Raw genomic sequence first — 25,260 nt, 5'->3', positions numbered from 1 at the left:
CCGAACCCGATCACGCGGGCGGCTCCTGCTCCGGGAACGGGAAGTCCAGCAACGAAACGTGGGCGGCGACGATCCGCCAGTGACCCTCCATTCGCGCCCAGGTCTGCATCTGCCGCCCTGTCTTGCCCGTCGAGCGACGGCGGAACAGCGTGCTCGCCGTGCCAAAATCGTCTCCGAAGGTGGTGATGACCGTGTGGGCGAGGTCGCGATCCAGATCCCCCGAGCCTCGGCCCTGGCGGTATGCGGCGATCTCTGCGGCGCCGAAGAGGTTCTCGCCGCCGCCGAAGCGGATGGTGTGGCCGCTGTCCCAGAACAGCGCCGTCAGCGTCTCCACGTCATTGGCGACCAGGGCTCGTTCATAGGCTTCGAACGCCGAATTGAGCTGCGCCACGACGCTTGGAATGTTGATGTCCATCGGATGCCTCTACTCCGCGAAACCGGGTGCCACGGGTGCCGTGCAGATGCCGGCCGCTTCGAGCGCCGCCGCCGCGCGGAACAGCACGTCCTCCCGCCACGGCGCGGCGATCAACTGCACGCCGACCGGCAGCGGCCCCTCGGCGTTCTGCACCGGGACGGCGAGCACCGGCAGCCCGATGCAGGTGATGGGCTGGGTGAAAAGCCCGAACGAGGGCCGCAGCGGCAGGGTCTGGCCGTCCACCTCCAGCATCTCCTGCCCGAGCGGCTGCGCCGGCACGGCGGTCGCGGGCGCGATCAGCACATCCCAGTCCCGGAACAGCTCCGCCATCGCTTCCCGCCACAGAGCGCGAACCTTCTGGGCATGGAGATACCATTGCGCCGGCACCAGGCTGCCCGCCAGCAGGCGGTCCCGCGACAGCGGCTCCAGATCGGCGCGGCGGTGGCGGAGGTGATCGAGGTGCTGCTGAGCGCCCTCGGCCGCCGTGATGATGAAGGCCGCGGAACGGGCCGCCGCAGTGATGGCCGGCGCCGCCACCGGGGCCGCGTCCAGAGCCTCGGCGATACGGCCGACGGTCGTGCGGGCGGCCTCGCCCAGGGGCGCCTCGAAGTAGCCGGCAAGGCGCCCGATCCGCAGACCCGCGATCCCCGATTTCCACGTCTCGGCCACGGATTCGGCCGGACGCGCCGCCTGACCGGCATCGGCCGGGTCCCGCCCCTGCAGCGCGTCATAGGCGAGGGCGAGGTCGGCGACCGAACGCGCGAAGGGGCCGATATGGTCCAGGCTCGGGACGAAGGCGATCGAGCCGGCACGGGACAGCCGGCCATAGGTCGGCTTGAGGCCGAAGATGCCGTTGAGGCTGGCAGGCACCCGGATGGACCCGTTGGTGTCGGTGCCGAGCGTCAGCGGCACGAGGCCAGCCGCGACCGCGGCGCCCGATCCGCCGGAGGAGCCGCCGGCACTCCGCGTCGTGTCGTGCGGGTTGCGGGCGGGGCCGTAATGGCTGTTCTCGGTCGTGAAGCCGTAGGCATATTCATCCATGTTGAGGGCGCCGATGCAGACGCCCCCAGCCTCGCGCAGCTTCCTCACCGCCCAGCCATCGGCGGCGGCGGGCGGGCGATCCCGCTCGATGATGCTGCCGGCGAGCGTGGTCACGCCCTCGATGTCGAACAGGTTCTTGACCGCGTAGGGCACGCCGGCGAGCGGTCCCACCGGTTCCCCGCGCGCCCGCGCCGCGTCGACCTCGGCGGCGTCGTCGAGCGCCCGGCTCTCGGTGATTTCGGTGAAGGCGTTCACCTGGGCGTTGAGCCGGTTGACGCGGTCGAGCGTCGCTCGCGCGACCTCGGTTGCCGAACGCGCGCCGCGGCGGACATCGGCGGCGATGGAGGCAGCGGTTTCCTGGGAAAGGCTCATGGCGATCAGGCGACGAAGATGGGGGCCGGGTCGGTTTCGGGTCCGACCGGCCAATCAAGCGCCGGACCCGCGAACCGCGCCACCAGCGCGAAGGCGGCGATCACGCGCTCGGTCTCTGCCGCATCGAGATTGAGGGCCTGCAAGGCTGCCGCTGCGGGCACATAGGCAGCCGGGTCGAAGGCCTCACTCATTCCGTGTCTCCTCGCGTGCACAGCGCAGCTTGCCCCAGCCGCGAGCGCGCCGCCAGCCATCGGGCCGTCATAAGGGCCATCATAGGGGGAACGGTCGTGTCTCGCCGAAGCCAAGCGTCACGAAGGCTTCCTCTGCGAGCCCTGCCTCCGCGCGTGCGGCGGCCATGGCAGCGGGCGGCTCGTCGATCGGCTCGTCGGTCAGCTGGAAAGTGCCGAAATGCATGCCGACCGAGTGCGCGGCACCGAGCGCCCGATGCGCTGCCACGGCCTCCGCCGGGTTCATATGGACGGGCGCCATGATGGAGCGCGGCTCATAGGCGCCGATGGGGAGCAAGGCGAGGTCGGGCGCACCCAGCCTCTGACCGATCTCCGTCCAGTGACCGCCAGCCCCGGAATCTCCCGCGAAGAACAGGCGGTGCCCGGCGATGTCCAGCATGAAGCCCGACCACAGGCTGTGGTTGCGATCCCGGAGCGTGCGAGAGGAGAAATGCCGCGCCGGCGTCGCGGTGACGCGGATGCCCTCGGAAAGCTCTGTGCTCTGCCACCAGTCGAGTTCATGCACCCGATCCAGGCCGGCCTTGGCCAGATGAACCGCATTGCCGAGCGGTGTCACCACCTGCGGGTTGTCCCGCCTGCGGATCGCGCGGAGGCTCGGCAGATCCATGTGGTCGTAGTGGTTGTGGGAGATGAGCAGCAGATCGATGCGGGGCAGACCGGCGAAGTCGCGTCCGGGCGGGCGGGCGCGCTTCGGTCCGGCCCAGGAAACCGGCGAGCAGCGCTCGGAGAAGACCGGGTCGGTGAGGATGGTCAGGCCGCCGACGCGGATCAGGAACGTGCTGTGGCCGATGAAGGTGACGGCGGCGGCGCCGAGTGGCGGCAGCGCTTGCGGATCACCTGTGGGCTTCGGGTCGGGCGGCTGCGCCGGCCAGGGACGACGCTCGCCGCCGAAGCGCCAGCGAAGGATGGCGACGATGCCACCCCGGCGCCTGTTGGCTGGCGGCGGCGCTTCTACCGGTTGCGGTGCGGTGGCTCTCGGGTTGAAGAAGATCTCGCCGTCGTAGTGGTCGGAGAGCGGGTAGCGAGGCGGTTGGGGCAAGCGAGACGCTTTCAAGCCGTGATGGCTCTTACCTGTCGGATCTGACGCCGTCGGGCAAGATCACCTTCGCGCCGCCCTGGTTCGGCGCGAACGCGATCAAAACGGTCTGACCGTGGCCACCTCTTCCATCGGGCGTAATGAAATCGTCCCGATACGGACGGGAGGAGTTCACCAAGCCTTTTCAGCTGGCCCGCAGGGTTGCTCGAAGATGCAAACCGGCGCGCTAGAGCTTCACATCATGATCGTAGCCGGAGAGAGTGATGTGAGTGATTTTGGTGCCGTCCTTGAGCGTGATCTCGAGACCGCCCACAGCCATCTTCTCCACGATCGAAGTGAAGTGGCCAGAGAACTCGATCTTGTCTTTGTGCGGGTTGAAGTCTTTGATGATTTCGCTGCCTCCGCTATGGCTCGCGACGAATTCGAAGATGTCGTGGCCTGTTCCCGCCGTGACGGTAGAAGCGCCCGTGCCGCCTTCGACCGTGGCGGAACCGCCACCGAGTGTGACCTGCGCCTGACCGGTGCCCGTTTTGAAGAAGTCATGCCCTTTGCTGACCTTATCGTCGAACGTTACTGTGCCGCTTCCACCGTCGACACTTACCGGACCGATACTTCCAAATAACGAAGCGCTTCCGGAGCCAAGATCGACGTGCGCCGGTCCTCTGCCGCCGATGAACAGGAGGGCCTGGGAACCTCCAACAACGGTTAAGGCTCCATTCCCCGCAAAGATGGTGTCCTTGCCCTCAGCATAGATCTTGTTGTGACCATGACCTCCTGTACCCAACCAAGTAGTGTTGTGATGCAGGTAAGTCGACGCAGAGCCTGCCCCGCCTTCGATCGTGTCGTTGGTGGAGAAATCGTAGACATACTTTATATTGGCTGGGATGAAGTTGTAAGGATGACTTGAGCCGGAAATAGTCAGTGAATTGCTCATTGCTCAACCTTCTAATTCAGGTGTGTGGAAGGCCCAGATGCGGCGCTGTGCCGGAGGACCGATGAAGACTATCAAAAGGTTTGCGTGGGATCAGCTGAAACGAATATTAGGTTGCTGAAACCTTGCTAACCGATGACATTTTGCATTGCAACAATAATCTGCCGTGTTCTGAAACAAAATTCTACCGCTGGCAGCAACAGGAAAGTGGCGCGACATTTCTGACGATGGATTGACGATACTATGTCACCGCAGCGTAAACTCGCCACCGGCCACGACTGCCGGAATGGACTTCCGACCCTCACGACGATACCCGATGAAATCGCGCCGGGCAAGAAACGAATTAGCCCAGGTCATCGATTTAGTGCCGGATCAGGTCGTCTCGCGCTCCATGATCCGGTAGGGAACCGATATCGTCTCCACCGGCAACCGACTGCCGCCGCGCGCCGCTGTGATCGAGCGCCAGAGCAAATCTCCGGCCGCCAGCCCGATGCCCACGGGCTCGACGGAGATCGTCGTCATGCGCGGGTGGCAACATCGCGCCACCTCGAAGTCTCCGAAGCCCGCGATGGCGATCCGGCCCGGCACCGACCATCCGCGCCGATGGCACTCCATCAGCGCGCCGAACGCCGAGAGGTCGGACACGCAGACCACGGCATCCACGTCCGGCCAACTGGCGACCATCTGCGCCATGGCCTCGCCACCCTGCTCCATGGTGATCGGCGGCTGCCCGTGGGAGACGATGCGCCCGCGCGGCAGGTCCAATGCCTCCACCGCCTGAGCGTAGCCGCAGCGCCGGTCGGCGCCGCGCGTATCCCGCATGCTGGTGCCCCCGATGAAGCCGATGCTGCGATAGCCGCGCTCCCACAGCCTGACCACCAGCGCATGAACCGTGTCGGCGTTCGAGAAGCCGACGACATGCTCGATCGGGGCTGCCGGCAAATCCCAGATCTCGATGACCGGAACCCCTGCCTCCTGCAACAGACGCCGCGCCTTCGGCGTGTGCTGGCCGCCCGTGACGATCACGCCCTCCGGCCGGCGCCGCAGCATCGCCTCGATGAGGCGCTCCTCCTTCTCCACCGCATAATCCGTGGCGCCCAGCAGGAGTTGCAGGCCGGAGGGCTCCAGCGCCCGCTCGATCCCGGTCGCGGTGTCGGAGAAGTTGGAGTTGTGCAGCGAGGGGATCAGGGCCACCACGAACCCGGACCGCTTGGAGGAGAGCGTGCCCGCCGTCTGGTCGAGCACGTAGCCCAGTTCCTCGACCGCCGTCAGGATGCGCTGGCGCGTTTTGGGCGACACCGCTCCATCCGCCTTCAGCGCGCGCGAGACGGTCATGGCGGAGACGCCTGCCCGCAACGCCACATCCGTCATCTTCGGGGCAGCGCGGGCGGGCGCCTCCCTCGTCACCTCGGCCCGCGGCGGAGTTTCCTCACCAACCGTAGGGGTGGGCGTTGACATAGATGGAATAGAGCGAGGTCTGCGCGGTGATGTAGAGCCGGTTCCGCTTCGGGCCGCCAAAGGCGACGTTCGAGACAAGCTCGCCTACCGGGATGCGCCCGATCAGCGTGCCGTCCGGCGCGTAGACCGACACGCCCTCCCCGGCCGAAGTCCACACGTTGCCCTCCCGGTCGACGCGAAACCCGTCATAGACCCCGGACTCGAGGGTCGCGAAGACGCCGAGGGGCTTCACCGAACGCTGATCCGGCTCCACGGAGTAGGTCACGATCTGGCGCGGATGCGTCGGCACATGGCTGACGCCGGTATCGGCGACGTAAAGCAGGGTCTCGTCCGGCGAGAAGGCGAGGCCGTTCGGCCGCACCATGTCCGTGATGACCGCCGTCACCTCCCGCGTCACCGGCTCGATGCGATAGACGTTCGAGGCGCCGATCTCCGACTGCGCCGCATGACCTTCGTAGTGGCTGTCGATGCCGTAGGTGGGATCGGTGAACCAGATGCTGCCGTCCCGCCTCTGCACGACATCGTTGGGCGAGTTGAGCCGCCGGCCCTCGAAGCGGTCGGCGAGCGTGGTCCAGGTGCCGTCATACTCGAGCCGGGAAACACGCCGCCCGCTATGTTCGCAGGCGATGACACGTCCGAAGTCGTCCAACGTGTGGCCGTTGTGGTGGCCGCAGGGATGCTCGAAGACACTGACGGAGCCGTCCGTCTCGTCGTAACGCATGACGCTGTCGCGGGGAATGTCGGACCACAGCAGGCTTTTCGCGGAGGGCACATAGACGGGCCCCTCGGCCCAGCGCGAGCCGGTGTAGAGCTTCTCCAGCTTCACATGGCCGATGATCAGGCGGTTGAAGCGCGGATCAAGAATTTCGTAGGTCAAGTCGACATCCTCTCGTCATAGCCGTCGCCCGCGGAGGGGTTCCGCGGGCGACGAAACTTACTAGTGCACGCCCCAGATCGCCTTGTAGTGGTCGCGGTAGCCGTTGTCGGGATCGAAGGCATCCTTCGGGCCGCCGTCGAAGGCAATATTGGCCTGGGTCACGACATGGAAAGGCGAGACATAGCCCGACCAGGGGAGGTTCGCGAAAGCCCGGTTCATCTCGTCGACGAGCTGCCAGCCCTGGAGGTTGAGCGGCTCGGCCACCGTCACCGACTGATACTGTCCCGACCGGATCCGCTCGTAGGCCGATTTGGAGCCATCGCCCGCCGCCACCGCCTTGGGATTGCCGTTGCCGTCGATGCCGGCGTCTTCCAGGGATGGACCCATGAAGTCGTAGTAGATGTCGTTGATCGCCAGCGAGTCTGTCCACTTCGCCCCGAACTTCTGCAACAGCGAGGTGGTGAGCTGCGGCATCCGCTGGGATGTGTCGGCAATCGGCGTGTCCTCGTAAGCGAGCACCGTCCCGCCGAGTTGCAGGATCGCCTTCTTCATCGCCTGCGCCTTTGCGACTGCAATCGTGTACTGGCCGTCGGTGAAGATGATGACGCCCGGCTTGCCGCCGGCGTCGATATACGCCCAGTAGGCCGCGGCCTTGGAGACCAGCATCGGGTCGGTCGAGACGTTGACGTGCACGGCGGTGCCGGGGATGGGGCCGAGGCCCGCGCCGGCATGCCAGCCGACGATCGGGATGCCGGCCGCCTGCGCCGCCTGCAAGCCGGGTCGCTGCTCGATTGGGTCGAAGCCCTCGATGACGATGCCGTCCGGCTTCAGGGCGAGCGCCTGGCTGAACGCCGAGGTGCGGCCGGAGACCGTGCCGGCGCCGTCGATCACCCGCACCCGCCAGCCGACCACCTTGCCGGCTTCCTGAAATCCTTCGGTGACACCGAGGATGCCGCCATTCTTCATGTCGCCCGCCAGCACGATGATGTTCTTGCCGGGCGAGGCCTTGGGGCCGGTCGTCGGACCGTCCCACGTCGTCACATGTTGCGCGTATTTCGCGACGAAGGCGCGCGCGTCGGAGAGCGTGTCGGCGCGCGCCTGGGCGCCGACGAACGCCATGGCGACCGCGGCGCCCGCAAGCAGCTTCATTCTCATTGTCATCGACGTAAACTCCCTTTTTGGGTTGTTGTTAGTTGGTTGCTTTAGGCTTCAGGGCCGCCGCCCCCCGCCGTCGCTGGGCGTATCCCGCTATGCCGATGGCAATCAGCAGGGTGACGCCGTTGAACATCGGCTCCACCCAGAAGGACCCGCCGAACTGCTGAATGCCGGCGATGCCGATGGCGAGGATCGCGATCCCCACCATCGTGCCCCAGACGTTGACGCGTCCAGGCTTGATGGTGGTGGAACCCAGAAACGCGCCCACCAGCGCCGGCAACAGGTATTCGAGCCCGACACTCGCCTGCCCGATGCGGAGTTTCGACGCGAGCAGCACGCCCGCGACGCCTGTCAGCACGCCCGAGGCCACGAAGGCCGCGATCGTGTAGCGCTGCACCGGGATGCCGTTGAGCGCCGCCGCCTTCGGGTTGGCGCCGATCGCATAGAGGTAACGGCCGATAGGCAGATGCTCGAGCACGAACCACATGACGAAGGCGAGGCCGAGGACATAGAAGCCGGTGATCGGCAGGCCGATGATGCGCGTCGCGTTGAGATGGAGGAAGCCGTTCGGCAGCATCCCCACCACCTGCTGGCCGCCCGTGTGCCACAGCGCGATCGCGTAAAGCACAGTGCCAGTGCCGAGAGTCGCGATGAAGCTGTCGATGCGCGCGACTTCGACGAGGATGCCGTTGAGCAGTCCCACGACGGCGGAGAGCGCGATGACGACGAGCACCGCGACCGGCCAGGGCACGCCGTAATTCACCTGCAGGCTGATGGCGAGGATGTGCCACAGCACGATGCCGTAGCCGACGGTGAGGTCGATCTTGCCCGACACCATCGGGATCATCGCCGCGAGCGAGAGCATGGCGATGATCGCCTTGTCGGCAATGATCGAGCGCAGATCGAGCAAGGTCGGAAACGTGTCGGGCAGCAGCACCGAGAACAGGATGATGAGCAGCACCATCAGGATCGGCAGGCCGTAGACCGGCAGCAGCCGCACGACGCGCTCGCGCGGCGTGGCGCGGGCGAGTTCGTTGCGGGTCGGCTCCAGCGCGTCCGAACGGACTGAGTTGATCGCCATAGTTTGTGGCCCCTATGCCGCTTCGGAGGCGGAGGCCGCGGTGATGACCGCCTCCGTCGTCAAGGCGTCGCCCGTAAGTTCCGCGATGATGCGCCCGCGGTTGAAGACCAGCGCCCGATGGCAGATGTGCGCGATCTCCTCGAAGTCGGTTGAGACGACAACCACCGCGAGCCCGGCATCGAGCGCCCGCCCGATGAGCCGGTAAATTTCTGCTTTGGCGCCGACATCGACGCCCGCCGTCGGGTCCTCGGCGATGAGCAGCCGCCGTCCGGTCGCGAGCCAGCGGCCGACGACCACCTTCTGCTGGTTGCCACCGGAAAGACCCTCGATGGCGAGGTCGGGGTCGTTGGGCTGCAAACCGACGGAGGCGCCAAGTGCCCTCGCCCGCGCGGCCTCTGTGCGCGGCGACATCGGCTGGAACAGCCCGCGCCCGCAGGCGCCCGGATTGAGGAAGGCGTTCTCGCGAATGCTGAGGCTGGGCGCGATAGACTCTTCGGCCCGGTCGCGCGCCATCAAGCCGATGCCGGCGGCGAGCGCCGTCCGCTCGGAGGCGAGGTTCGGGGCGAGGCCGTCGAGCGTCACGCGGCCCTTGTGCGGCAGGGTGCCGAAGAGCGCGCGCCCGACCTCCTCCTGCCCCGCCCCGCGAAGGCCGATGAGACCGAGCAACTCGCCCTGGCGCAGTTCAAAGTCGACCGGGCCGGCGTTGGGCGTGGTCAGCCCCTCCACGGTCAGGCGAACCGGGCCTGGGCGCAACGGCGCCTTCTGGAACATGTCGAGATTGGAACGGCCGACGATCAGCGCGACCAGTTCCTCGGGCGTCGTCTCGGCCACCGGCTTCTCGCCGACCTTCGCGCCGTCCCGCATCACCACCACACGGTCCGCGATGCGGAAGATCTCGTCGAGGCGGTGCGAGACGTAGATCATGCCGACACCGCGGGCCTTCAGGTGACGGATGGCGGCAAAAAGGCGCTCGACCTCGTTCGCGGGCAGGCTTGCCGTCGGCTCGTCGAGCACCAGGAAGTCGCACTCCACCACCAGCGCGCGGGCGATGGCGACGAGCGACTTCTCCGTGCGGCTGAGGCTCTGCACCCGGGCACTCGGGTCGATATCGCCGCCGATCAGCGCGAGGGCGTCGGCAGCACGCTTCTCGGTGCGCCGCCAGTCAATGGCGCCGAGGAGCCGGGGCCGGGCCGCAAAGCCCTCGGCGAGGCTCATATTCTCGGCGACCGTCATCCATTCGATGAGGCCGAGGTCCTGGTGGATGAAGGCGATGCGGTGCGATGCTCCCATCGTCTGCACGCGATGACGATAGATGGTGCCGCCGATCGACACCGTCCCCTCATCGGCGCGCACGATGCCGCCGAGCACCTTGATGAGGGTCGACTTCCCGGCGCCATTCTCGCCCAGGAGTGCAACAACGTCGCCCCGTGCGACCTCAAAACTCACGCCCCGGAGCGCATGCGTGCCGCCGAATGATTTGACGACGTTGTCAAATCGCAGATTGCCCTCCCCGGCCATCGTCGTCTCCCGTTGTTTCAGCCGGAAGTTTCCTAGTCAGACGCAGTTTATTTGAACCAGCAACGACTAGTCGGTTGTCGCTACGGAGACTTCTCAGAGGCTGGAGGTAATGCCTCCGTCGACGTAGAGAATGTGACCGTTGATGAAGCTCGACGCGTCGGAGGCAAGGAAGATCGCCGCACCGGCCAGCTCCTCGACTTCGCCCCAACGGCCGGTCGGCGTGCGGGTAGCAAGCCAGCCGGAGAAGGTTGCATCGTCGACCAGAGCCTGATTGAGTTCAGTGCGGAAATAGCCTGGGCCGAGGCCGTTGACCTGCAGCCCGTGCCGCCCCCAGTCGATCGCCATGCCCTTGGTGAGCATCTTTACGGCGCCCTTGGTCGCGCTGTAGGGCGCGATTCCCGGGCGACCGAGTTCGCTCTGGACAGAGCAGATGTTGATGATCTTGCCGTGTCCGCGCGGGATCATGTGCCGAGCCACCGCCTGCCCCACGAAGAAGACGCTGTCCATGTTCACGGCGGTAATGCGGTGCCAGGCGTCGAGCGGGAAATCCTCGAGCGGCGTGCGATGCTGCATCCCGGCGTTGTTGAACAGGATCTCGATGGGGCCGATGTCGCGCTCGATGGCAGCGATTCCCGCGGTGACGGCTGCAGGGTCGGTCACGTCGAAAGGGGCGACATGGGCGGTGACGGTGTGTTCGTCGGCGAGAACTTGTCGAGCGCGTTCCAGGCTTGTCTGGTCGCGGCCATTCAGGACGATGGTGGCACCCGCCTCAGCGAGCGCCAGGGCGATGGCAAAGCCGATGCCTTTGCTGGAGCCGGTAACGAGCGCAATACGATCCGTCAGATCGAACAGCTTCAAGCGTTTCCCCATTGCCTCGTGGCTTGACCCGTCTACGCGGGCGTTACGAATTGTTAGCGATAACCGGGCGCTTGTCAACGAGGGGGACTGACTGTTGCTGTGCCGGACGAATGGTCCGGCACGACTCCAGCAACAGCCTTTCGGCAACGATGGGCAGTAACTAGTTGATTATTCGCAATGTCCCGGAGCCGTTACATGCGAGACCGCTGGGCCTTGAGATGTGATGCGATCAGGCTGAGATCGGCGGCTCCGAGCCGTTCCGCGGCGGTGTTCGCCTGATGCCAATAGGGGTAGAGCAGCGGCTGCAGGCTCACCTCGTCGAGCCGCCCCCGCTCCTCGGCGGTGAGGCTCAGGTCCGCAGCCTTTAAGTTGGTGGTCAACTGCGCCTCGGTCCGCGCGCCGATGACGAGCGAGGTGATGCCCGGCCGGCCGAGGAGCCAGGCGAGCGCCACCTCGGCGGCGGAAACCTTCCGCGCCTCCGCGATCTCCACCAGCACCTCGATCGTGTCATAGAGCTTGTCCTCGTCATGGACCGGCGGCTCACCCCAGTTGTCGAAGTGGCGCGTTCCTTCAGGGGTCGCCTGCCCGCGACGATACTTGCCGGAGAGCAGGCCGCCGGCGAGCGGGCTCCAGACGAGGACGCCGAGACCTTGGTCCAACGTGATCGGCAGCAACTCGTATTCCGCGTCCCGCGCCTGGAGGGAGTAGTAGATCTGCTGGCTGACCAGCGGCACGAAGCCATGCGCGCGAGCCGTCTCCATCGCCTTCATGAGGTGCCAGCCGGAGAAGTTCGATGCTCCGACGTAACGCACCTTGCCGGAGCGCACGAGCGTGTCCAGCGCCTCCATGGTTTCCTCGAGCGGCGTCTGACCGTCCCATTCGTGCAGCTGGTAGAGGTCGATGTGATCGATCCGCAGGCGGCGGAGGCTCGCTTCGCACTCGGCGATGAGGTGATGGCGGGACAATCCTTCGTCGTTCGGACTGTCGCCCATCGGGAACCGCGCCTTGGTGGCGACGAGAAGCCGGCTCCGCCGGCCTTCGAGAGCCTCTCCGAGAATTTCCTCGGAGCGCCCGTTGGAATAGACGTTCGCGGTATCGACGATGTTGACCCCGGCATCGAGACACATGTCGAGCTGACGCTTCGCCCCGGCGACATCGGTGGAGCCGGTCTTGGCGAACACGGTCTCGCCGCCGAAGGTCATGGTGCCAAAGGTCAGGACGGAAATCTTGAGGCCGGAGCGGCCGAGGAGCCTATATTCCACGCTTTTCTCCTTGGAACCTATCGTGACGGTTCGGATGACGATGGACGAGAAATGAGGCGGCTTCGGCTGAGCTACCAGATCCCGCACCGCGCGGCGCACGAAACTGTGCCTGGATCGGCGACTTCCCTCGCGGGATTCGGGCGGCGTGTCATAAGTGCCCCACGCAACCCATATGAAGAGACGTGAGAACGCAAGACGAACTTGGCATGCCAAGCGACCGGCCCTTGCGGGTCGTGGGCGATGTGCATGGAGACGCCAGCGCCTTCGCCTACGCCGCGGACACCGATCGCTTCTTGGTGCAGCTCGGCGATCTTGTCGATTATGGACCCGACAGTGCCGGCGCACTCAGGATCATGTTCCAGTTGATCGACCGAGGCCAAGGGCTTTTCCTGCTTGGCAACCACGATCACAAGCTGGCGCGCCTGCTGCTCGGACAGAATGTGCGCGTGAACCCCCAGCTCCTTGCGACAATGGAACAATTGGATGAGCCCTTGCGGACCCGCTTCGTGGCGGAGGCCAAGCGTGCGCCGTTGTGGCTGCGTAGCGGCCACAGGCTCTTCGTGCACGCAGGTTTTCACACCGACATGCTGCAGGGGCCGCCGCCGCCAGCGCTTCCCGGGCGTCCCCTCGGCATCAGCGCCCGCGCGCTGTACGGCGAACCGACGGGACAGCAGCAGGAGGATGGTTTTCCAGAACGCAGCCTGCGCTGGGTCAATCGCATCCCGCCCGGAATGACGGTCTATGTCGGGCACGACCGGCGGAGCCAGGACGGCCGGCCGCTCGAGCAACGCTCCCGCAGCGGTGGCCGCGCGATCTTTGTCGATACCGGGGCCGGCAAGGGCGGCCATCTGTCCTGGATCGACCTGCCGGCGCTGACGGCCTAGGTCAGGCTCGCGAAGACTATTTGTTCGAGGCGGCAGACATGCGGCGCCGCGCCTGAAACGCCGCCACCAGCCGCGCCGCCTCCTCTTCCGTTGGCGGCTTGACCGAAGACTTCGGCGCCGGGCGGCCTCTGGATGAGGACGAGACACCCTTTCGCGCCGACGGCTCCGCCCGCTGCGGCACAACGCCTTCCATCAGCGTCTCGGGAATTTCGGTCACGAAGCGGGACGGCTTGCTCTCCCACTGACGCCTCCGCCGCACCCAGCTCAGCCGCAGCGTGTGCCGCGCCCGGGTAAGCCCGACATAGAACAAGCGCCGCTCCTCGGGCAGCGAGCCTTCCGTCTCCGCCCGCCGGCTGGGGAAAACCCCCTCCTCAAGCCCGGCCATGAAGACATGGTCGAACTCCAGCCCCTTGGCGCGATGCAGCGTCATCACCTGGATGCTGTCCGGCCCCTCGGGCTCCGCATCCAGCACGCCCAGGGCCGCCGCCTCGGCGAATTCGGCAACCGTTCCGGCGCGGTCCGCGCGGGCGAGCAGCGTCGTCCAGGCCCGCCGGGTCGCGGCCCCCTGCCCCAAAGCTTCCGCCAAACCGCTTTCAGCCGCCGCGACGCGCAGCGCCTCCGAAGGTTTCGAAGCGCCGATGCCGATGCGGTCCGCGATGCGACGGCCGACTTCCAGCACTGCCTCGAACGCTCGCTTTTCGGCCGCATCCAGAGGCGCGTCATGGACGCTGCCGGCGAGCGCCTCGCCGATATCGCTCGCATGCTGGCGAAGCCGTGCGAACGCCTGTCCCCCGATGGCGCCTCTCGGCATGGCGCAGGTGCGGCGAAAGGCGTCATCCGCCGCCGGGTCCCACTGCTCGCCCTTGCGTCCCACGGGGTGTCTGCTGAGCGCCAGCCGCAGCCAGGCGATGACGCCGAGCACTTCACGCGGCGGCTCCGCCTCGCGTTCGCTGACCAGTTGCACACCCAGGCCAGCATCCCGCAGCGCCTCCAGGATCGGCTCCGCGACGAAGCCGGCTCGCACCAGAACGGCACAGGCGCGCAACGGCAGATCGGGCTGCCGTGCCCGCAGAGCCTGCACCCAGGCGACGACCGCTCGCCCCTCATCCTCCGCCGTCTGGTAGCCGCGCACCATGATCGCGGCGCCGGCCGTGCCGCCGGCCTCGGCCGGGCGCAGCGTCTTGCGGACAGCGTCCGGATCGAGACCCGAGATCGCATTGGCCGCGGCGAGGATGGTCCGCGTCGACCGGTAGTTGGTCTCGAGCTTGATCGGCGCCGCCGCGGCCGGGAAATCCTCGCCGAAGCGGCGGATATGGGTGACCTCCGCGCCCCGCCACCCGTAGATGGATTGGCTGTCGTCCCCGACCGCGAACACCCGGCCATGAGCCGACGCCAGAAGACGCAGCAGGCGGTGCTGCGCGGCGTTGGTATCCTGATATTCGTCGACGAGGATTTCGCTCCAGCGACCCGACCACCGCGCGGCCAGCGCCGCATCCGCCGCCATGGCACGCGCCGGAAGAACGAGGAGGTCGTCGAAGTCGAGCGCCCGGAGACGCCGCAACTCGGCCGCGTAGGCCGGAAGTATGGCAAGGGCCTGGGCGAGCACCGCGCCCTCGAAGCGCGCGAAGGCCGGCACGCGCGGCGGCTTGCGGCCATTCTCAAGACCGTAGTTGCGGAGCAGCGACATCGCCTCGTGCAGCGGCAACAGCACCTTGGGGTCCCGCACGCCCGCGACCTGACCGAGCACCGCCCGCGAGCGCGGCGCATCGAGGATCGCAAAGCCGCGCGGAAGGTCGGGGACCGCGCCCGCATCCTCGGTCAGCAGCCGCGCCATGCAGGCATGGAAGGTGCCGACCCAGGCCGGCGCCCGCGCGCCGAGCTTCGCCGCCATCCGCGCCCGCATCTCGGCAGCCGCGCGGTTCGTGAAGGTGATGCAAAGCAGCCGGTCGGGCCGCTCGTCGTGGCGCAGGATGAGGTCGATCGCGCGGCGCGCCAGCGTCTCGGTCTTGCCGGAACCCGCCCCGGCCAGCACGAGTTGCGGTGCGGGAGCGGCGACCGCGATGGCCTGCTGCTCGTTGAGCCCTTCGAGATGATCCGACATTCCGGGTCGGTATCACGCCGCGGGAGATTCGGACACGCCTGGACAGCGCGCGGCGTCCGCGATCGCGCCCGCCGGCGGCATCGCTGCCCGGCGCCCGAGAAGCTGCGCCAGACGAGAGCCGACGGCCATGGAATGCAACGCCTGACACTCGGTGACCAGATGGTCCTGGCTGTCGAAGAAATCCGCCCGTGGATAGCGCCCGTGGTTCGGCAACGGCAGAAAGCCGGCTCCATGCACGCCATAGAAACCGGTGAGCACCCCGGCCAGCCGGCGGTCGGGCAGGTTCGTCGGCGAACTCGGTCGGCCAGCCGCCGATCACCCACACCCCATGCGCTCGCGCCCAGTCGAGAAATTGCGCGATCTCGGCGCTGCCATGGCCGCTGGCAATGCCTCCCGGCTGAGGGTCCGCGCGATGAAGGCTGGCAAGAAAGCTCCGGTTCACGCCGGCACGGGCGAGCGTATGGCCGATGCCGTCACCCGCGGCATCGGTGTCCGCGAAGGAGGCGTCAGCCAAGGCAGGGTGCAGCGCCAGCGCCGCCGTTTCGATCAGGCTGAGCAGGGCGTCCTCGGCGGTTGAGGAGAAGGCCGCCGCCAGCATCCGCGCGGGACCGAGAGCCGCGAGCGTGACGCGATCGTGGCGCAGCATGATGGGAGCATCGGGTCCCTCGCGCGAAGCGGCGGCCAGGGCGACATATTGCTGCAACTCCATCGGCATATAGACGATGTCTCCGGTGTTCAGCCGCGATTTCCAGAGGGCGAACTGGTAGTCGAGCCCGAGGCCGAGTGCGACCCCGCCATTCACGCAGGGGAGCCGGAGCATGGGGCCGATGATGGCGCAGCTGTGGGAGAACAGGGCGTTCGATCCAGCCAGGATGACCAGTTTCGGCTCAGGCAGGCTGGCCGCATAGGCGAGCTTCGCGTCGAGCGCGCGGCGCAGCGTGCCGAGGCTGAGTGGCCGGTCGAGCACACAGGCGAAGGCCAGGACATAGAAACCGACCGCCGCCATCAGCAGGCCGAGAACCTTGCCCAGGCTTCTCATTCTAAAACCGGAAGTAGAGAAAGGGTGCGGCGACGCCCGCGAAGAACAGCGCCTGCACGGTGAAGCCGCCGCTGCCGAGCAGCCCACAGGCGCGCAGACGAGGCGAGGCTTCGTGCAGATGCGGGAGGCAGAGAACGATGAACCACCCGACCATGAGGCAGGCGGTGGCGTCCGGCAGGCTCAGGGTTCTGGCGTCTCCGAGTGCGGGCAGCACCGGCACGACGCGGGCGATGTGGCCGAGCCAGGGTGCCAGGGCTACGAGCGGCGCCGGTATCGCGAGGCCGTTCAACCCTGCCATCCCGCGCAGCATCGCGGTCGTGGCAGCGAGGTTGGCCGCGCGGAACGGCACCCAGGCGATGACCACCGCCAGCAGCGTCAAACCATGTGCCAATACAGGAGGCAACCGCAACCACGCGGGCGTCCGACGCTCCCATTCCTGGTGGATGACGAGGTAGAGCCCGTGGAGACCGCCCCAGAGGAGAAACCGCCAGGCGGCACCGTGCCAAAGGCCGCCGAGCAGCATGGTGAGCATGAGGTTCAGAAGGCGCCGCGGTTCGCCATGACGGTTGCCGCCGAGCGGGACATAGAGGAAGTCGCGCAGGAACCGGCTGAGGGTCATGTTCCAGCGCCGCCAAAAATCCTGTATGGTCAGTGCCTTGTACGGGCTGTTGAAGTTGAGCGGAAAGCGGATGTTGAACATCCGGGCGAGCCCGATCGCGATGTCCGAATAGCCTGAGAAGTCGAAATAGATTTGCAGGCTGAAGGCGAGCGCGGCGAACCAGGCCTCCAGAAGCGTGAGCGTGCCGCCATGCGCGGCGGCGTCGAACCCCCGGTCGGCCAGAGGTGCGAAACCATCTGCAAGCACGAGCTTCTTGGCGAGGCCGAGAAGCACGATCATGAGCCCTTCGCCCACCTCATCCGGGCGGAAGCCCTGCGCTGTAGAATGCTCGAATTGCGGGATAATCTCGGACGGTCGCACGAGAGGCCCGGCGATCAGGTGGCCGAAGAAGGCGATGCAGGAGGCGTAGCCGAGGAAGGATGGCAGCCGGCCGCCACGCCGGCACTCCGCCAGGTACATGATCTGCTGGAAGGTGAAGAAACTGATGCCGAGCGGCAGCGAAAGATGCGGATCCGGCCAATCCATCACCCGCGCGATGAAAGCGCCGTATTTGAAGACGCCGAGCAGCGCGAGGTTCGCCACGATGCCGCCCGCGAACCAACCCGGTCGCGTGGCCCGCCTTCCGAGCGCATAGTTCGCGATGATCGAGCCCACCAACAGCGGGAGGTCGTCCGGGCGCCCCCAGCCGTAGAAGACGAGGCTCGCCCCGATCAGCAGGACAAGCGCAGGGCCACGGCCGAGCCAGCGGCCGATGAAATGGAAGCCGGCCAGCGTCAGCGGCAGGAAAATCAGCAGAAAGAGCGGCGTCCCAAACAACATGACGCAGCTTGAGCACAACCGTTTCGTTGCGTAAATGTATTGTTAAGGAGGCGAGGCGGTTTTGTCATCGACCGCGCCGGTGCTATAGGCGCCGCCGCATAACGCCCGGACCATCCGGTTCAGACGGGCGGATGCCCGTGAGAGAGACCCACCGTGACAGACGACCAGCCGGCCACACCGGCGCTCCTCCCCGCCGGGCTGCGCGACCTGCTGCCGCCCGACGCCGAAATCGAGGCCGCCGCCATCGAGGCCATGCTGAGCTGCTTCGCGAGCCACGGCTACCAGCGCGTGAAGCCGCCGCTGGTCGAGTTCGAGCAAAGCCTGCTCGGCGGGTCCGGCGCCGCCGTCGCCGAACAGACGTTCCGCATGATGGACCCTGAGAGCCACCGCATGCTGGCGATCCGTGCCGACACCACGCCGCAGGTGGCGCGGATCGCGACGACCCGGCTCGGCCGGGCGCCCCGGCCGCTGCGGCTTTCATATGCCGGGCAGTGCCTCCGCCTGCGCGGGAGCCAGCTTGCGCCTGACCGTCAGGTGGCGCAGGCGGGGATCGAGCTCATCGGTTCCGACGCGCCGGAGGCCGATGCTGAAATCGTTCTCGCCGGCGCCGAGGCGCTGGCCGCCGTCGGCCTCACCGAGGTCAGCTTCGACCTGACCATGCCGACCATGGCCGCCCTGCTGCTCGATGGCGAGGGGTTCAAGCCGGAGCGCCGCGAGGCGCTGGCCCATGCCCTCGACCGTAAGGACGCTGCCGCCGTCACCGCCCTCGGGGGCGCCATTGCCGGGACGCTCACCGGCCTTCTGCTGGCGGCGGGCGAAGCTGCACCGGCGCTCGCCGCCCTGGCCGCTGCCGAGCTGCCGCCCGAGGCGCGAGCGCTGGCTGACCGTCTGGCCGCCGTCGTCGCCGCCATCCGCGCCCGCGCGCCCGCCCTGCGGCTGACCGTCGATCCGCTGGAGTTCCGCGGCTTCCGCTACCACACCGGCCCCTGCCTCACCGTTTACGCCCTGGGCCACCAGCAGGAGCTGGGGCGCGGCGGCCGCTACATCAGCGGCGAGCGCGAGCCCGCCACTGGCCTCACCTTGTTCCCCGACGCGATCCTCGGCGCCGCCAAACCCCCCGCGCCACGGCCCCGGCTCTACCTCCCGGCCCGCACGGACGACGCCGTCGCGGCGGGCTTTCGCGCCGACGGCTTTGCGACCATTGCGGCGCTAGACGAAGGCGCGCAGCCTGCGGAGCACGAGGCGCGACGCCTTCTCTGCACCCATGTGCTGTCGGACGGCGCCGCCGTTCCGCTCGCCTGATCAGTTACAGCCGAAGGCTCCGGAGTTACCGCTATGGCGAATGTTGCGATCATCGGCGCCCAGTGGGGCGATGAGGGCAAGGGCAAGGTTGTCGACTGGCTCGCCAGCCGCGCCGACATCGTGGTGCGCTTCCAGGGCGGCCATAATGCCGGCCACACGCTGGTCGTCGGCAACCAGACCTACAAGCTTTCCCTCCTGCCGAGCGGCCTCGTGCGCGGCAAGCTCGGCATCATCGGCAACGGCGTCGTCGTCGACCCCGAGGCGCTGCTGGCCGAGATGGCGCGGCTGACCGCGCAAGGCCTGGTGATCACGCCGGAGACGCTTCGCATCGCCGAGAACGCCCCGCTGATCCTGCCGCTGCACGGCGCGCTGGATCGCGCCCGCGAGGCCGCGCGCGGCGAGCACCGGATCGGCACCACCGGTCGCGGCATCGGACCCGCCTACGAGGACAAGGTCGCGCGCCGCGCCATCCGAGTCTGCGACTTGGCCGAGCCGGATACGCTCTCCACGAAGCTCGACGAGTTGCTGCTGCACCACAACACGCTGCTGCGCGGGCTAGGTGCGACGACGTTCGAGAAGGCGGTGCTGTTAGACCGGCTTTTGGAGCTGGCGCCGCTGATCCTGCCGTTCGCCGAGCCGGTGTGGGAGCGCCTGGACGAGGCCCGCCGCGCCGGCAAGCGCATCCTGTTCGAGGGCGCTCAGGCGGTGATGCTGGATGTCGACCATGGGACCTATCCATTCGTGACCAGCAGCAACACGGTGGCGGCGACGGCGGCCTCGGGTTCGGGCGTGGGGCCGGGCGTCGTCGGCACCGTGCTCGGGATCGCCAAGGCCTACACGACGCGGGTGGGGTCCGGCCCCTTCCCGACGGAGCTTTTCGATGACACCGGCCGCCTGCTCGGCGAGCGCGGACATGAGTTCGGCACCGTCACCGGGCGGCCACGCCGGTGCGGCTGGTTCGACGCCGCCATGGTGCGGCAGGCGGTGAAGGTCGGCGGCATCCAGGGGTTGGCGCTGACCAAGCTCGATGTGCTGGACGGCCTGCCGGAGCTGAGGGTCTGCACCGGCTACAGGATCGGAGACCGCGTGCTGCGCCATCTGCCGGCGGCTGCGGGCGCGCAGGCCGCCGCCGAACCCATCTATGAAACGCTGGAGGGCTGGAAAGACTCGACGCGAGGCGCCCGCAGCTACGCGGCACTACCGGCTCAGGCGATCAAGTATGTGCGGCGGATCGAGGAGTTGGTGGAGTGTCCGGTCACGCTGCTCTCAACGAGCCCGGAGCGCGACGACACCATCCTGATGAAGGACCCGTTCGAGGGGTAACTCAGAGCGAGGCGCTTCTTCTCAAGAAGAAGCGTTCCCTCCGGCGGACAATCAGCCCTGGCGGGCCTTCATGCGCGGGTTCTTCTTGTTGATCACGTAGACCCGGCCACGGCGCCGCACCACGCGACAGTTCTTGTCGCGAATCTTCGCGGAACGGAGGGAGTTGCGCACCTTCATAGCGTAAGCCCGATCTTGGCAAAGCCGGAACCGACAAACGGCCCGGGCAGGAGTTGTCCATAAAGCAACAGGGCCGGTTTCCCGACCCTGCTGGCGAGGTGCGCTCTCTAAGGAGACGCGGCACCGCTGTCAATGAATACGAGCGTGCGGCAGAGCCGCCGCGCCCTTGATCCGCCCGCTTGATCAGCCCGTCCAAACCTGTCAGTTCCTCGGCCACTGAAACATCTTCGGGTAATGTCGCGATGCGTCTGCTGATTACCGGTGGCTGTGGCTTTATTGGATCGGCGGTCATCCGCCATCTCATCCAGGACACCGACCACTCCGTGGTCAACGTCGACGCGATGACCTATGCGGCCTCGGAGGACGCGCTCGAGGGCGCCGTCCGCAGCAACCGCCATGAACTCATCCGTGCCGACATCGCCGACGGCGCCGCGATGAAGGACGTATTCGCCACCCACCAGCCCGACGCCGTCATGCATCTCGCGGCCGAAAGCCACGTCGACCGCTCGATCGACGGTCCGGCCGATTTCATCCGCACCAACATCATGGGCACCTTCACCCTGCTGGAGGCGGCGCGCGCCTACTACAATGGCCTCACCGGCGAGAGGCGGGCGCAGTTCCGTTTCCACCACGTCTCGACGGACGAGGTGTTCGGCGCTCTCGAGGCCGACGACCCGCCGTTCATGGAAACGACTCCCTACGATCCACGGAGCCCCTATTCCGCCTCGAAGGCCGCCTCGGACCATCTCGTGCGCGCCTGGCACCACACGTACGGGTTCCCGCCTTCGTCTCCAACACCACCAACAACTATGGCATCTGGCAGTTTCCCGAGAAGCTCATCCCGCTGGTTCTGCTGAACGCGCTGGAGGGTAAGCCTCTTCCGGTCTACGGCGACGGCTCCAACAAGCGCGACTGGCTCTTCGTCGAGGACCATGCCGTAGCCTTGGTGCGCGTGCTGATGCAGGGCAAGCCGGGCGATACCTACTGCATCGGCGCCCGCCAGCCGCGCAGCAACCTGGAGGTCGTCCACGCCATCTGCGCCGAACTCGACCGCCGCCTGCCGGACCCGGAAGGCCCGCGCTCGCGCCTCATCCGTTTCGTGACCGACCGCCCCGGCCATGATTTCCGCTACGAGATCGATCCGTCCGCCGCCGAAGCCGCGCTTGGCTGGAAAGCCGAGCATGACTTCGAGAGCGGACTCGCCAAGACCATCGACTGGTATCTGTCGCATCGCGACTGGTGGGAGAAGATCAGAGGCGCCCGCTACCAGGGCCAGCGCCTCGGCACCGCTGCCTGACACCCAGCTTGCTCAATAGCCTCGCGCACGCGCCACTCAATCAACGTACGGAAGAACAAGACCGATGATGAAAGGTATCCTGCTCGCGGGCGGCTCTGGCACGCGGCTGCACCCCATCACCCTGGCCGCGTCGAAGCAGCTTCTGCCCGTCTACGACAAGCCGATGGTCTACTATCCGCTGTCCACGCTGATGCTCGCCGGCATCCGCGACATCATGATCATCTCGACGCCGGCCGACCTGCCGCAGTTCAAGCGGCTGCTGGGCGACGGCTCCCGCCTCGGCGTGCAGTTCACCTTCGCGGAACAGCCCAAGCCCGACGGGATCGCGCAGGCCTTCCTGATCGCCCGGGAGTGGCTCGCGGGCGAGGCCTGCGCGCTTGCCCTCGGCGACAACCTCATCCACGGCGAGCACCTCTCGGTTCTGCTGCGCGCCGCCGTCGCCCGTCCCGAAGGCGCGACCGTCTTCGCCTGTCAGGTGCGCGACCCTGAGCGCTACGGCGTGGTGACGTTCGACGACGCCGGACACGCGCTGGAGATCGTCGAGAAGCCGGCGTTGCCGCAGTCCAACTGGGCGGTCACGGGCCTCTACTTCTACGACAAGCGCGTCGGAGAAATCGCGGCGACCATCACGCCTTCCGCGCGGGGCGAGCTTGAGATCACCGACCTCAACAAGATCTATCTTGAGGAGGGAACGCTGCACGTGGAGCGTCTGGGTCGTGGCGCCGCCTGGCTCGATGCCGGGACGCCGGACAGCCTCATGCAGGCGGCGACCTTCGTGCAGACAATCCAGTCCCGCCAGGGCATGCTGGTCGGCTCTCCCGAGGAAGTCGCCTTCCGCAAGGGTTTCATCGACGCCGATCAGCTTCGCGTTCACGCTAAACAGCTCGGCAAAACCGAACTTGGCCGTTTCCTGAGCGAGTTGGCGGACGGGCATGTTTAAGCGGGCATGTTTAAGCACACGGGCATGTTCAAGCTGAGCGGCGTGTCTGAGCACTGGATGCGGTCATGAAGGTCGAAGCGCTCGCGATCCCCGAGGTCCTGCTGATCACGCCGCCGCAGTTCGGTGACAGCCGCGGCTTCTTCTCCGAGACCTTCAACGCGAAGAAGCTTTTCGCGGCGACCGGCATCGACGGCCATTTCGTGCAGGACAATCACAGCCTGTCGCGTGAGCGCGGCGTTGTCCGTGGGCTGCACTGCCAGATAGCGCCGAACGTCCAGGGCAAGCTCGTGCGTTGCGCGCGCGGCGCCATCTGGGACGTGGCGGTGGATGCCCGTGTCGGCTCGCCCACATTCGGCAAATGGGTGGCGGCCGAGCTTTCCGCCGAGAACTGGCAGCAGCTGTGGATCCCGGGCGGCTTCCTGCACGCCTTCTGCACGCTCGAGCCCGACACCGAGGTGCTTTACAAGGTCACCGGCGACTACGACCGCGCCAGCGAGGCGGGCGTGATCTGGAACGACCCCGATCTTGCTCTGCCGTGGCCCGTCTCGGCAGATGAGGCGATCCTGTCCGAGAAGGACCAGCAACTGCCGCGTCTGCGCGACGCGGGCACCTTGTTCACCTATTAGATTAGCTGAGATGAGTATCGGCCCCATCCTGGTTACCGGAGGCAGCGGCCAGGTCGCGCAGGCGCTTGGACGCCTGGGTCCGCCGCGCGAGATGGACATGGTCGTCCTCGGCCGGCCACAGCTCGATTTCGACGACGCCGGGACGATCCTGAAAGCCTTCGCCACCCGCCCCTGGCGATATGTCGTCAATGCTGCCGCCTACACTGCCGTCGATGCCGCCGAGGCAGACGAAGCGGCCGCCGCCCGCGCCAATGCCGATGGCCCGGAGTTGCTGGCGACCCTCTGCGCCGAGGCCCGGATCCCCTTCATCCATATCTCGACCGACTATGTCTTCGACGGCTCCAAGGGGACGCCCTACCGCGAAGCCGACCCCACCAATCCGACCGGCGCCTACGGCCGCACCAAGCGGGATGGCGAGGAGCGCGTGCTGAAGGCTGGCGGCCACTCCATCATCCTACGGACCGCCTGGGTCTACTCGGACACGGGCAAGAACTTCGTCCGCACGATGCTTTCGGCCGGCGCCCGGCTGCCCAAGCTTCGCGTCGTCGCCGACCAGAAGGGCAGCCCGACCGCCGCCGCCGACCTTGCCGCCGCAATCCTCGACATCATCGCCCTCATCGACCGGGACGGCTGGCGCCCGGGCTTCGGCGGCATCTTCCATGCGACGGGATCGGGCGAAACGAGTTGGCACGGCCTTGCGGTGGCGACATTCGAGGAGGCGCGGCGGCGCGGCGGCCCCTCGCCCGAGGTCGAGGCCATCGCTACCGCCGACTGGCCGACCCCGGCGCGGAGGCCGGCCGACTCGCGGCTGGACAACGGAAAGCTCGCCGGAACCTTTGGCATCGCTCTGCCGCCGTGGCGTGAAAGCCTGGCGCGAACGGTCGATAGCCTGCTAACGCCGCATGAATGACCGTCGCCATTCTTCTGTCGACCTACAACGGCGAGACCTACCTCGACGCTTTCCTCGATAGCCTCGCCGGTCAAACTCATAGCGACTGGATACTCTACTGGCGCGACGACGGATCGACCGACGGCACCGTCGCCAAGCTGGCCGCCTGGAAGGGTGGGCGTGCCGTCCGTGTCGCGGAGCCTCCCGGCAACATCGGCGTCACCCGCAGCTTCATGACCCTTCTGCGGGCGGCGGCCGGTCATCCTTTCATCGCTTTCGCCGATCAGGACGATGTCTGGCTGCCGGAAAAGCTCGCCTGGGCGACCGCTCGGCTCGCCCCCCTCGCCGGCCCGGCGCTCTACTGCGCCCGCCAGATCCTGGTGGATGAGAAACTCGATCGCATCGGCCTTTCGGCGCCGCTCGGCGGACCAGCCTCATTTCCCGCTAGCCTGACACAGAACATCGCAACCGGGAACACCGTCCTCCTGAACGCGGAGGCAATCGCTCTCATCGCCGCGAGCGAGCCACCCCCCATCACCTGGCACGATTGGTGGTGCTACCTGCTGGTGACCGCCGCCGGCGGCCGTGTGCTGCGCGATGATCGCGGCGTTATCCTCTACCGCCAGCACGCCGAGAACGTCGTCGGCGCGCCTCGTTCCGCGCCCCGGCGCGCGCTTGCCGCTGTGCGCCGCGGCCCTGGCGCCTTTATGACCGTGTTCCGCGCAAATGTTGAGGCGCTGAGCGCCCAGCCAGCGCTGCTTGCGCCTCGGGCCAGAAACGACCTCGCCATCGTCAGAACCGCGCTTCGTGAGGGCGTCGTCTCGCGCTTACGGGCTCTCCGTCTTTCGGGTTTCGTGCGCAACTCGGTCGCCCAGACCATGCTCTTCCGTGTCTGGTTCGTCATCGGCCGGTAACGGCCCCGCAGGGATAACAGTGCAGCCCCGCACGAAAAGCCGGATCGTCTAATCCTTGCTTCTGCTTGCCGCACTGCA

24 protein-coding genes and 1 pseudogene are annotated in these 25,260 nt (G+C 67.1%); 9 read left to right on the top strand and 16 right to left on the bottom strand.

All coding sequences use genetic code 11. From position 1 onward, the window contains the following. Positions 1–10: 10 nt before the first annotated feature. From hpxZ to ACOEQ1_RS04355, 12 genes are all read right to left on the bottom strand, one after another. Positions 11–415 carry an oxalurate catabolism protein HpxZ gene (gene hpxZ / locus ACOEQ1_RS04410; protein WP_419758004.1) on the bottom strand — a complete coding sequence of 135 codons (405 nt, stop codon included), beginning with the start codon at positions 413–415 and terminating at the stop codon, positions 11–13. 9 nt (positions 416–424) lie between these two features. Then, positions 425–1,828 carry an AtzE family amidohydrolase gene (locus ACOEQ1_RS04405; protein ID WP_419758003.1) on the bottom strand — a complete coding sequence of 468 codons (1,404 nt, stop codon included), beginning with the start codon at positions 1,826–1,828 and terminating at the stop codon, positions 425–427. A gap of 5 nt (positions 1,829–1,833) precedes the next feature. Next, on the bottom strand, positions 1,834–2,019 hold the full coding sequence (locus ACOEQ1_RS04400) for an AtzG-like protein (protein WP_419758002.1): 186 nt from the start codon (positions 2,017–2,019) through the stop codon (positions 1,834–1,836). Between the two features lie 79 nt (positions 2,020–2,098). Continuing rightward, positions 2,099–3,115, bottom strand: coding sequence for an MBL fold metallo-hydrolase (locus tag ACOEQ1_RS04395; RefSeq protein WP_419758001.1), 1,017 nt, complete (start codon positions 3,113–3,115; stop codon positions 2,099–2,101). Between the two features lie 223 nt (positions 3,116–3,338). After that, entirely contained in the window at positions 3,339–4,046 is a 708-nt protein-coding gene (locus ACOEQ1_RS04390) for a hypothetical protein (RefSeq protein WP_419758000.1), read from the bottom strand. A 369-nt stretch (positions 4,047–4,415) separates the two neighbouring features. After that, positions 4,416–5,501, bottom strand: a complete 1,086-nt coding sequence (locus tag ACOEQ1_RS04385) for a LacI family DNA-binding transcriptional regulator (RefSeq protein WP_419757999.1) — start codon at positions 5,499–5,501, stop codon at positions 4,416–4,418. Then, on the bottom strand, positions 5,473–6,378 hold the full coding sequence (locus ACOEQ1_RS04380; RefSeq protein ID WP_419757998.1) for an SMP-30/gluconolactonase/LRE family protein: 906 nt from the start codon (positions 6,376–6,378) through the stop codon (positions 5,473–5,475). The genes ACOEQ1_RS04385 and ACOEQ1_RS04380 overlap by 29 nt, the downstream gene beginning before the upstream one ends. 60 nt (positions 6,379–6,438) lie before the next feature. After that, positions 6,439–7,539 (bottom strand): substrate-binding domain-containing protein, encoded by a 1,101-nt coding sequence (locus tag ACOEQ1_RS04375; RefSeq protein ID WP_419757997.1) that lies wholly within the window; start codon positions 7,537–7,539, stop codon positions 6,439–6,441. A 28-nt stretch (positions 7,540–7,567) separates the two neighbouring features. After that, the gene (locus ACOEQ1_RS04370; protein WP_419757996.1) at positions 7,568–8,614 is read right to left on the bottom strand and encodes an ABC transporter permease; all 1,047 of its coding nucleotides are present in this window, start codon (positions 8,612–8,614) and stop codon (positions 7,568–7,570) included. A gap of 12 nt (positions 8,615–8,626) precedes the next feature. After that, on the bottom strand, positions 8,627–10,132 hold the full coding sequence (locus ACOEQ1_RS04365; protein ID WP_419757995.1) for a sugar ABC transporter ATP-binding protein: 1,506 nt from the start codon (positions 10,130–10,132) through the stop codon (positions 8,627–8,629). 93 nt (positions 10,133–10,225) lie between these two features. Continuing rightward, positions 10,226–11,002: an SDR family oxidoreductase gene (locus ACOEQ1_RS04360; protein WP_419757994.1), complete on the bottom strand. Its 777-nt coding sequence runs from the start codon at positions 11,000–11,002 to the stop codon at positions 10,226–10,228. Positions 11,003–11,181: 179 nt separating this feature from the next. After that, complete coding sequence (locus ACOEQ1_RS04355) at positions 11,182–12,252, bottom strand: aldo/keto reductase (protein ID WP_419757993.1); 1,071 nt, start codon at positions 12,250–12,252, stop codon at positions 11,182–11,184. A 206-nt stretch (positions 12,253–12,458) separates the two neighbouring features. On the opposite strand from ACOEQ1_RS04355, the gene ACOEQ1_RS04350 reads away from it, so the two are divergent. After that, entirely contained in the window at positions 12,459–13,136 is a 678-nt protein-coding gene (locus ACOEQ1_RS04350; protein WP_419757992.1) for a metallophosphoesterase, read from the top strand. A gap of 16 nt (positions 13,137–13,152) precedes the next feature. Here ACOEQ1_RS04350 and ACOEQ1_RS04345 read toward each other — a convergent pair whose 3' ends face one another. Continuing rightward, positions 13,153–15,237, bottom strand: a complete 2,085-nt coding sequence (locus ACOEQ1_RS04345) for an ATP-dependent helicase (RefSeq protein WP_419757991.1) — start codon at positions 15,235–15,237, stop codon at positions 13,153–13,155. A 12-nt stretch (positions 15,238–15,249) separates the two neighbouring features. Beyond that, positions 15,250–15,495, bottom strand: a complete 246-nt coding sequence (locus ACOEQ1_RS04340; protein ID WP_419757990.1) for a hypothetical protein — start codon at positions 15,493–15,495, stop codon at positions 15,250–15,252. A 115-nt stretch (positions 15,496–15,610) separates the two neighbouring features. On the opposite strand from ACOEQ1_RS04340, the gene ACOEQ1_RS04335 reads away from it, so the two are divergent. Further along, positions 15,611–15,814: a hypothetical protein gene (locus ACOEQ1_RS04335; protein ID WP_419757989.1), complete on the top strand. Its 204-nt coding sequence runs from the start codon at positions 15,611–15,613 to the stop codon at positions 15,812–15,814. Between the two features lie 463 nt (positions 15,815–16,277). On the opposite strand, the gene ACOEQ1_RS04330 is transcribed toward ACOEQ1_RS04335, so the two are convergent. After that, a complete protein-coding gene (locus tag ACOEQ1_RS04330) occupies positions 16,278–17,714 on the bottom strand; it encodes an MBOAT family O-acyltransferase (RefSeq protein ID WP_419757988.1) in 1,437 nt (478 codons plus the stop codon). Between the two features lie 153 nt (positions 17,715–17,867). On the opposite strand from ACOEQ1_RS04330, the gene ACOEQ1_RS04325 reads away from it, so the two are divergent. After that, the gene (locus tag ACOEQ1_RS04325; protein ID WP_419757987.1) at positions 17,868–19,016 is read left to right on the top strand and encodes an ATP phosphoribosyltransferase regulatory subunit; all 1,149 of its coding nucleotides are present in this window, start codon (positions 17,868–17,870) and stop codon (positions 19,014–19,016) included. Positions 19,017–19,049: 33 nt separating this feature from the next. Continuing rightward, positions 19,050–20,339, top strand: coding sequence for an adenylosuccinate synthase (locus ACOEQ1_RS04320; protein WP_419757986.1), 1,290 nt, complete (start codon positions 19,050–19,052; stop codon positions 20,337–20,339). Between the two features lie 51 nt (positions 20,340–20,390). Here the strand turns inward: ACOEQ1_RS04320 and ykgO are convergent, their stop codons facing one another. After that, the gene (gene ykgO, locus ACOEQ1_RS04315) at positions 20,391–20,516 is read right to left on the bottom strand and encodes a type B 50S ribosomal protein L36 (RefSeq protein ID WP_419757985.1); all 126 of its coding nucleotides are present in this window, start codon (positions 20,514–20,516) and stop codon (positions 20,391–20,393) included. A 242-nt stretch (positions 20,517–20,758) separates the two neighbouring features. On the opposite strand from ykgO, the pseudogene rfbB reads away from it, so the two are divergent. The 5 genes and pseudogenes from rfbB to ACOEQ1_RS04290 all read left to right on the top strand — a co-directional run bounded on the left by rfbB (position 20,759) and on the right by ACOEQ1_RS04290 (position 25,182). Beyond that, a pseudogene (rfbB, locus tag ACOEQ1_RS04310) lies at positions 20,759–21,813 on the top strand (dTDP-glucose 4,6-dehydratase). Between the two features lie 64 nt (positions 21,814–21,877). Next, a complete protein-coding gene (rfbA, locus tag ACOEQ1_RS04305) occupies positions 21,878–22,753 on the top strand; it encodes a glucose-1-phosphate thymidylyltransferase RfbA (RefSeq protein ID WP_419757984.1) in 876 nt (291 codons plus the stop codon). Positions 22,754–22,818: 65 nt separating this feature from the next. Beyond that, positions 22,819–23,379, top strand: a complete 561-nt coding sequence (rfbC, locus tag ACOEQ1_RS04300; RefSeq protein ID WP_419757983.1) for a dTDP-4-dehydrorhamnose 3,5-epimerase — start codon at positions 22,819–22,821, stop codon at positions 23,377–23,379. 10 nt (positions 23,380–23,389) lie between these two features. Then, complete coding sequence (rfbD, locus tag ACOEQ1_RS04295) at positions 23,390–24,289, top strand: dTDP-4-dehydrorhamnose reductase (RefSeq protein ID WP_419757982.1); 900 nt, start codon at positions 23,390–23,392, stop codon at positions 24,287–24,289. Further along, positions 24,286–25,182: a glycosyltransferase family 2 protein gene (locus tag ACOEQ1_RS04290; protein WP_419757981.1), complete on the top strand. Its 897-nt coding sequence runs from the start codon at positions 24,286–24,288 to the stop codon at positions 25,180–25,182. Before rfbD ends, ACOEQ1_RS04290 begins: the two co-directional genes overlap by 4 nt. The last annotated feature ends 78 nt before the right edge of the window (positions 25,183–25,260 follow it).

The sequence above is a fragment of the Acidisoma sp. genome (assembly GCF_965199065.1).
Lineage (GTDB): Bacteria > Pseudomonadota > Alphaproteobacteria > Acetobacterales > Acetobacteraceae > Acidisoma.
The sequence above is the reverse complement of the archived record's forward strand: the minus strand, read 5'-3'. Positions and strand labels throughout refer to the sequence as shown.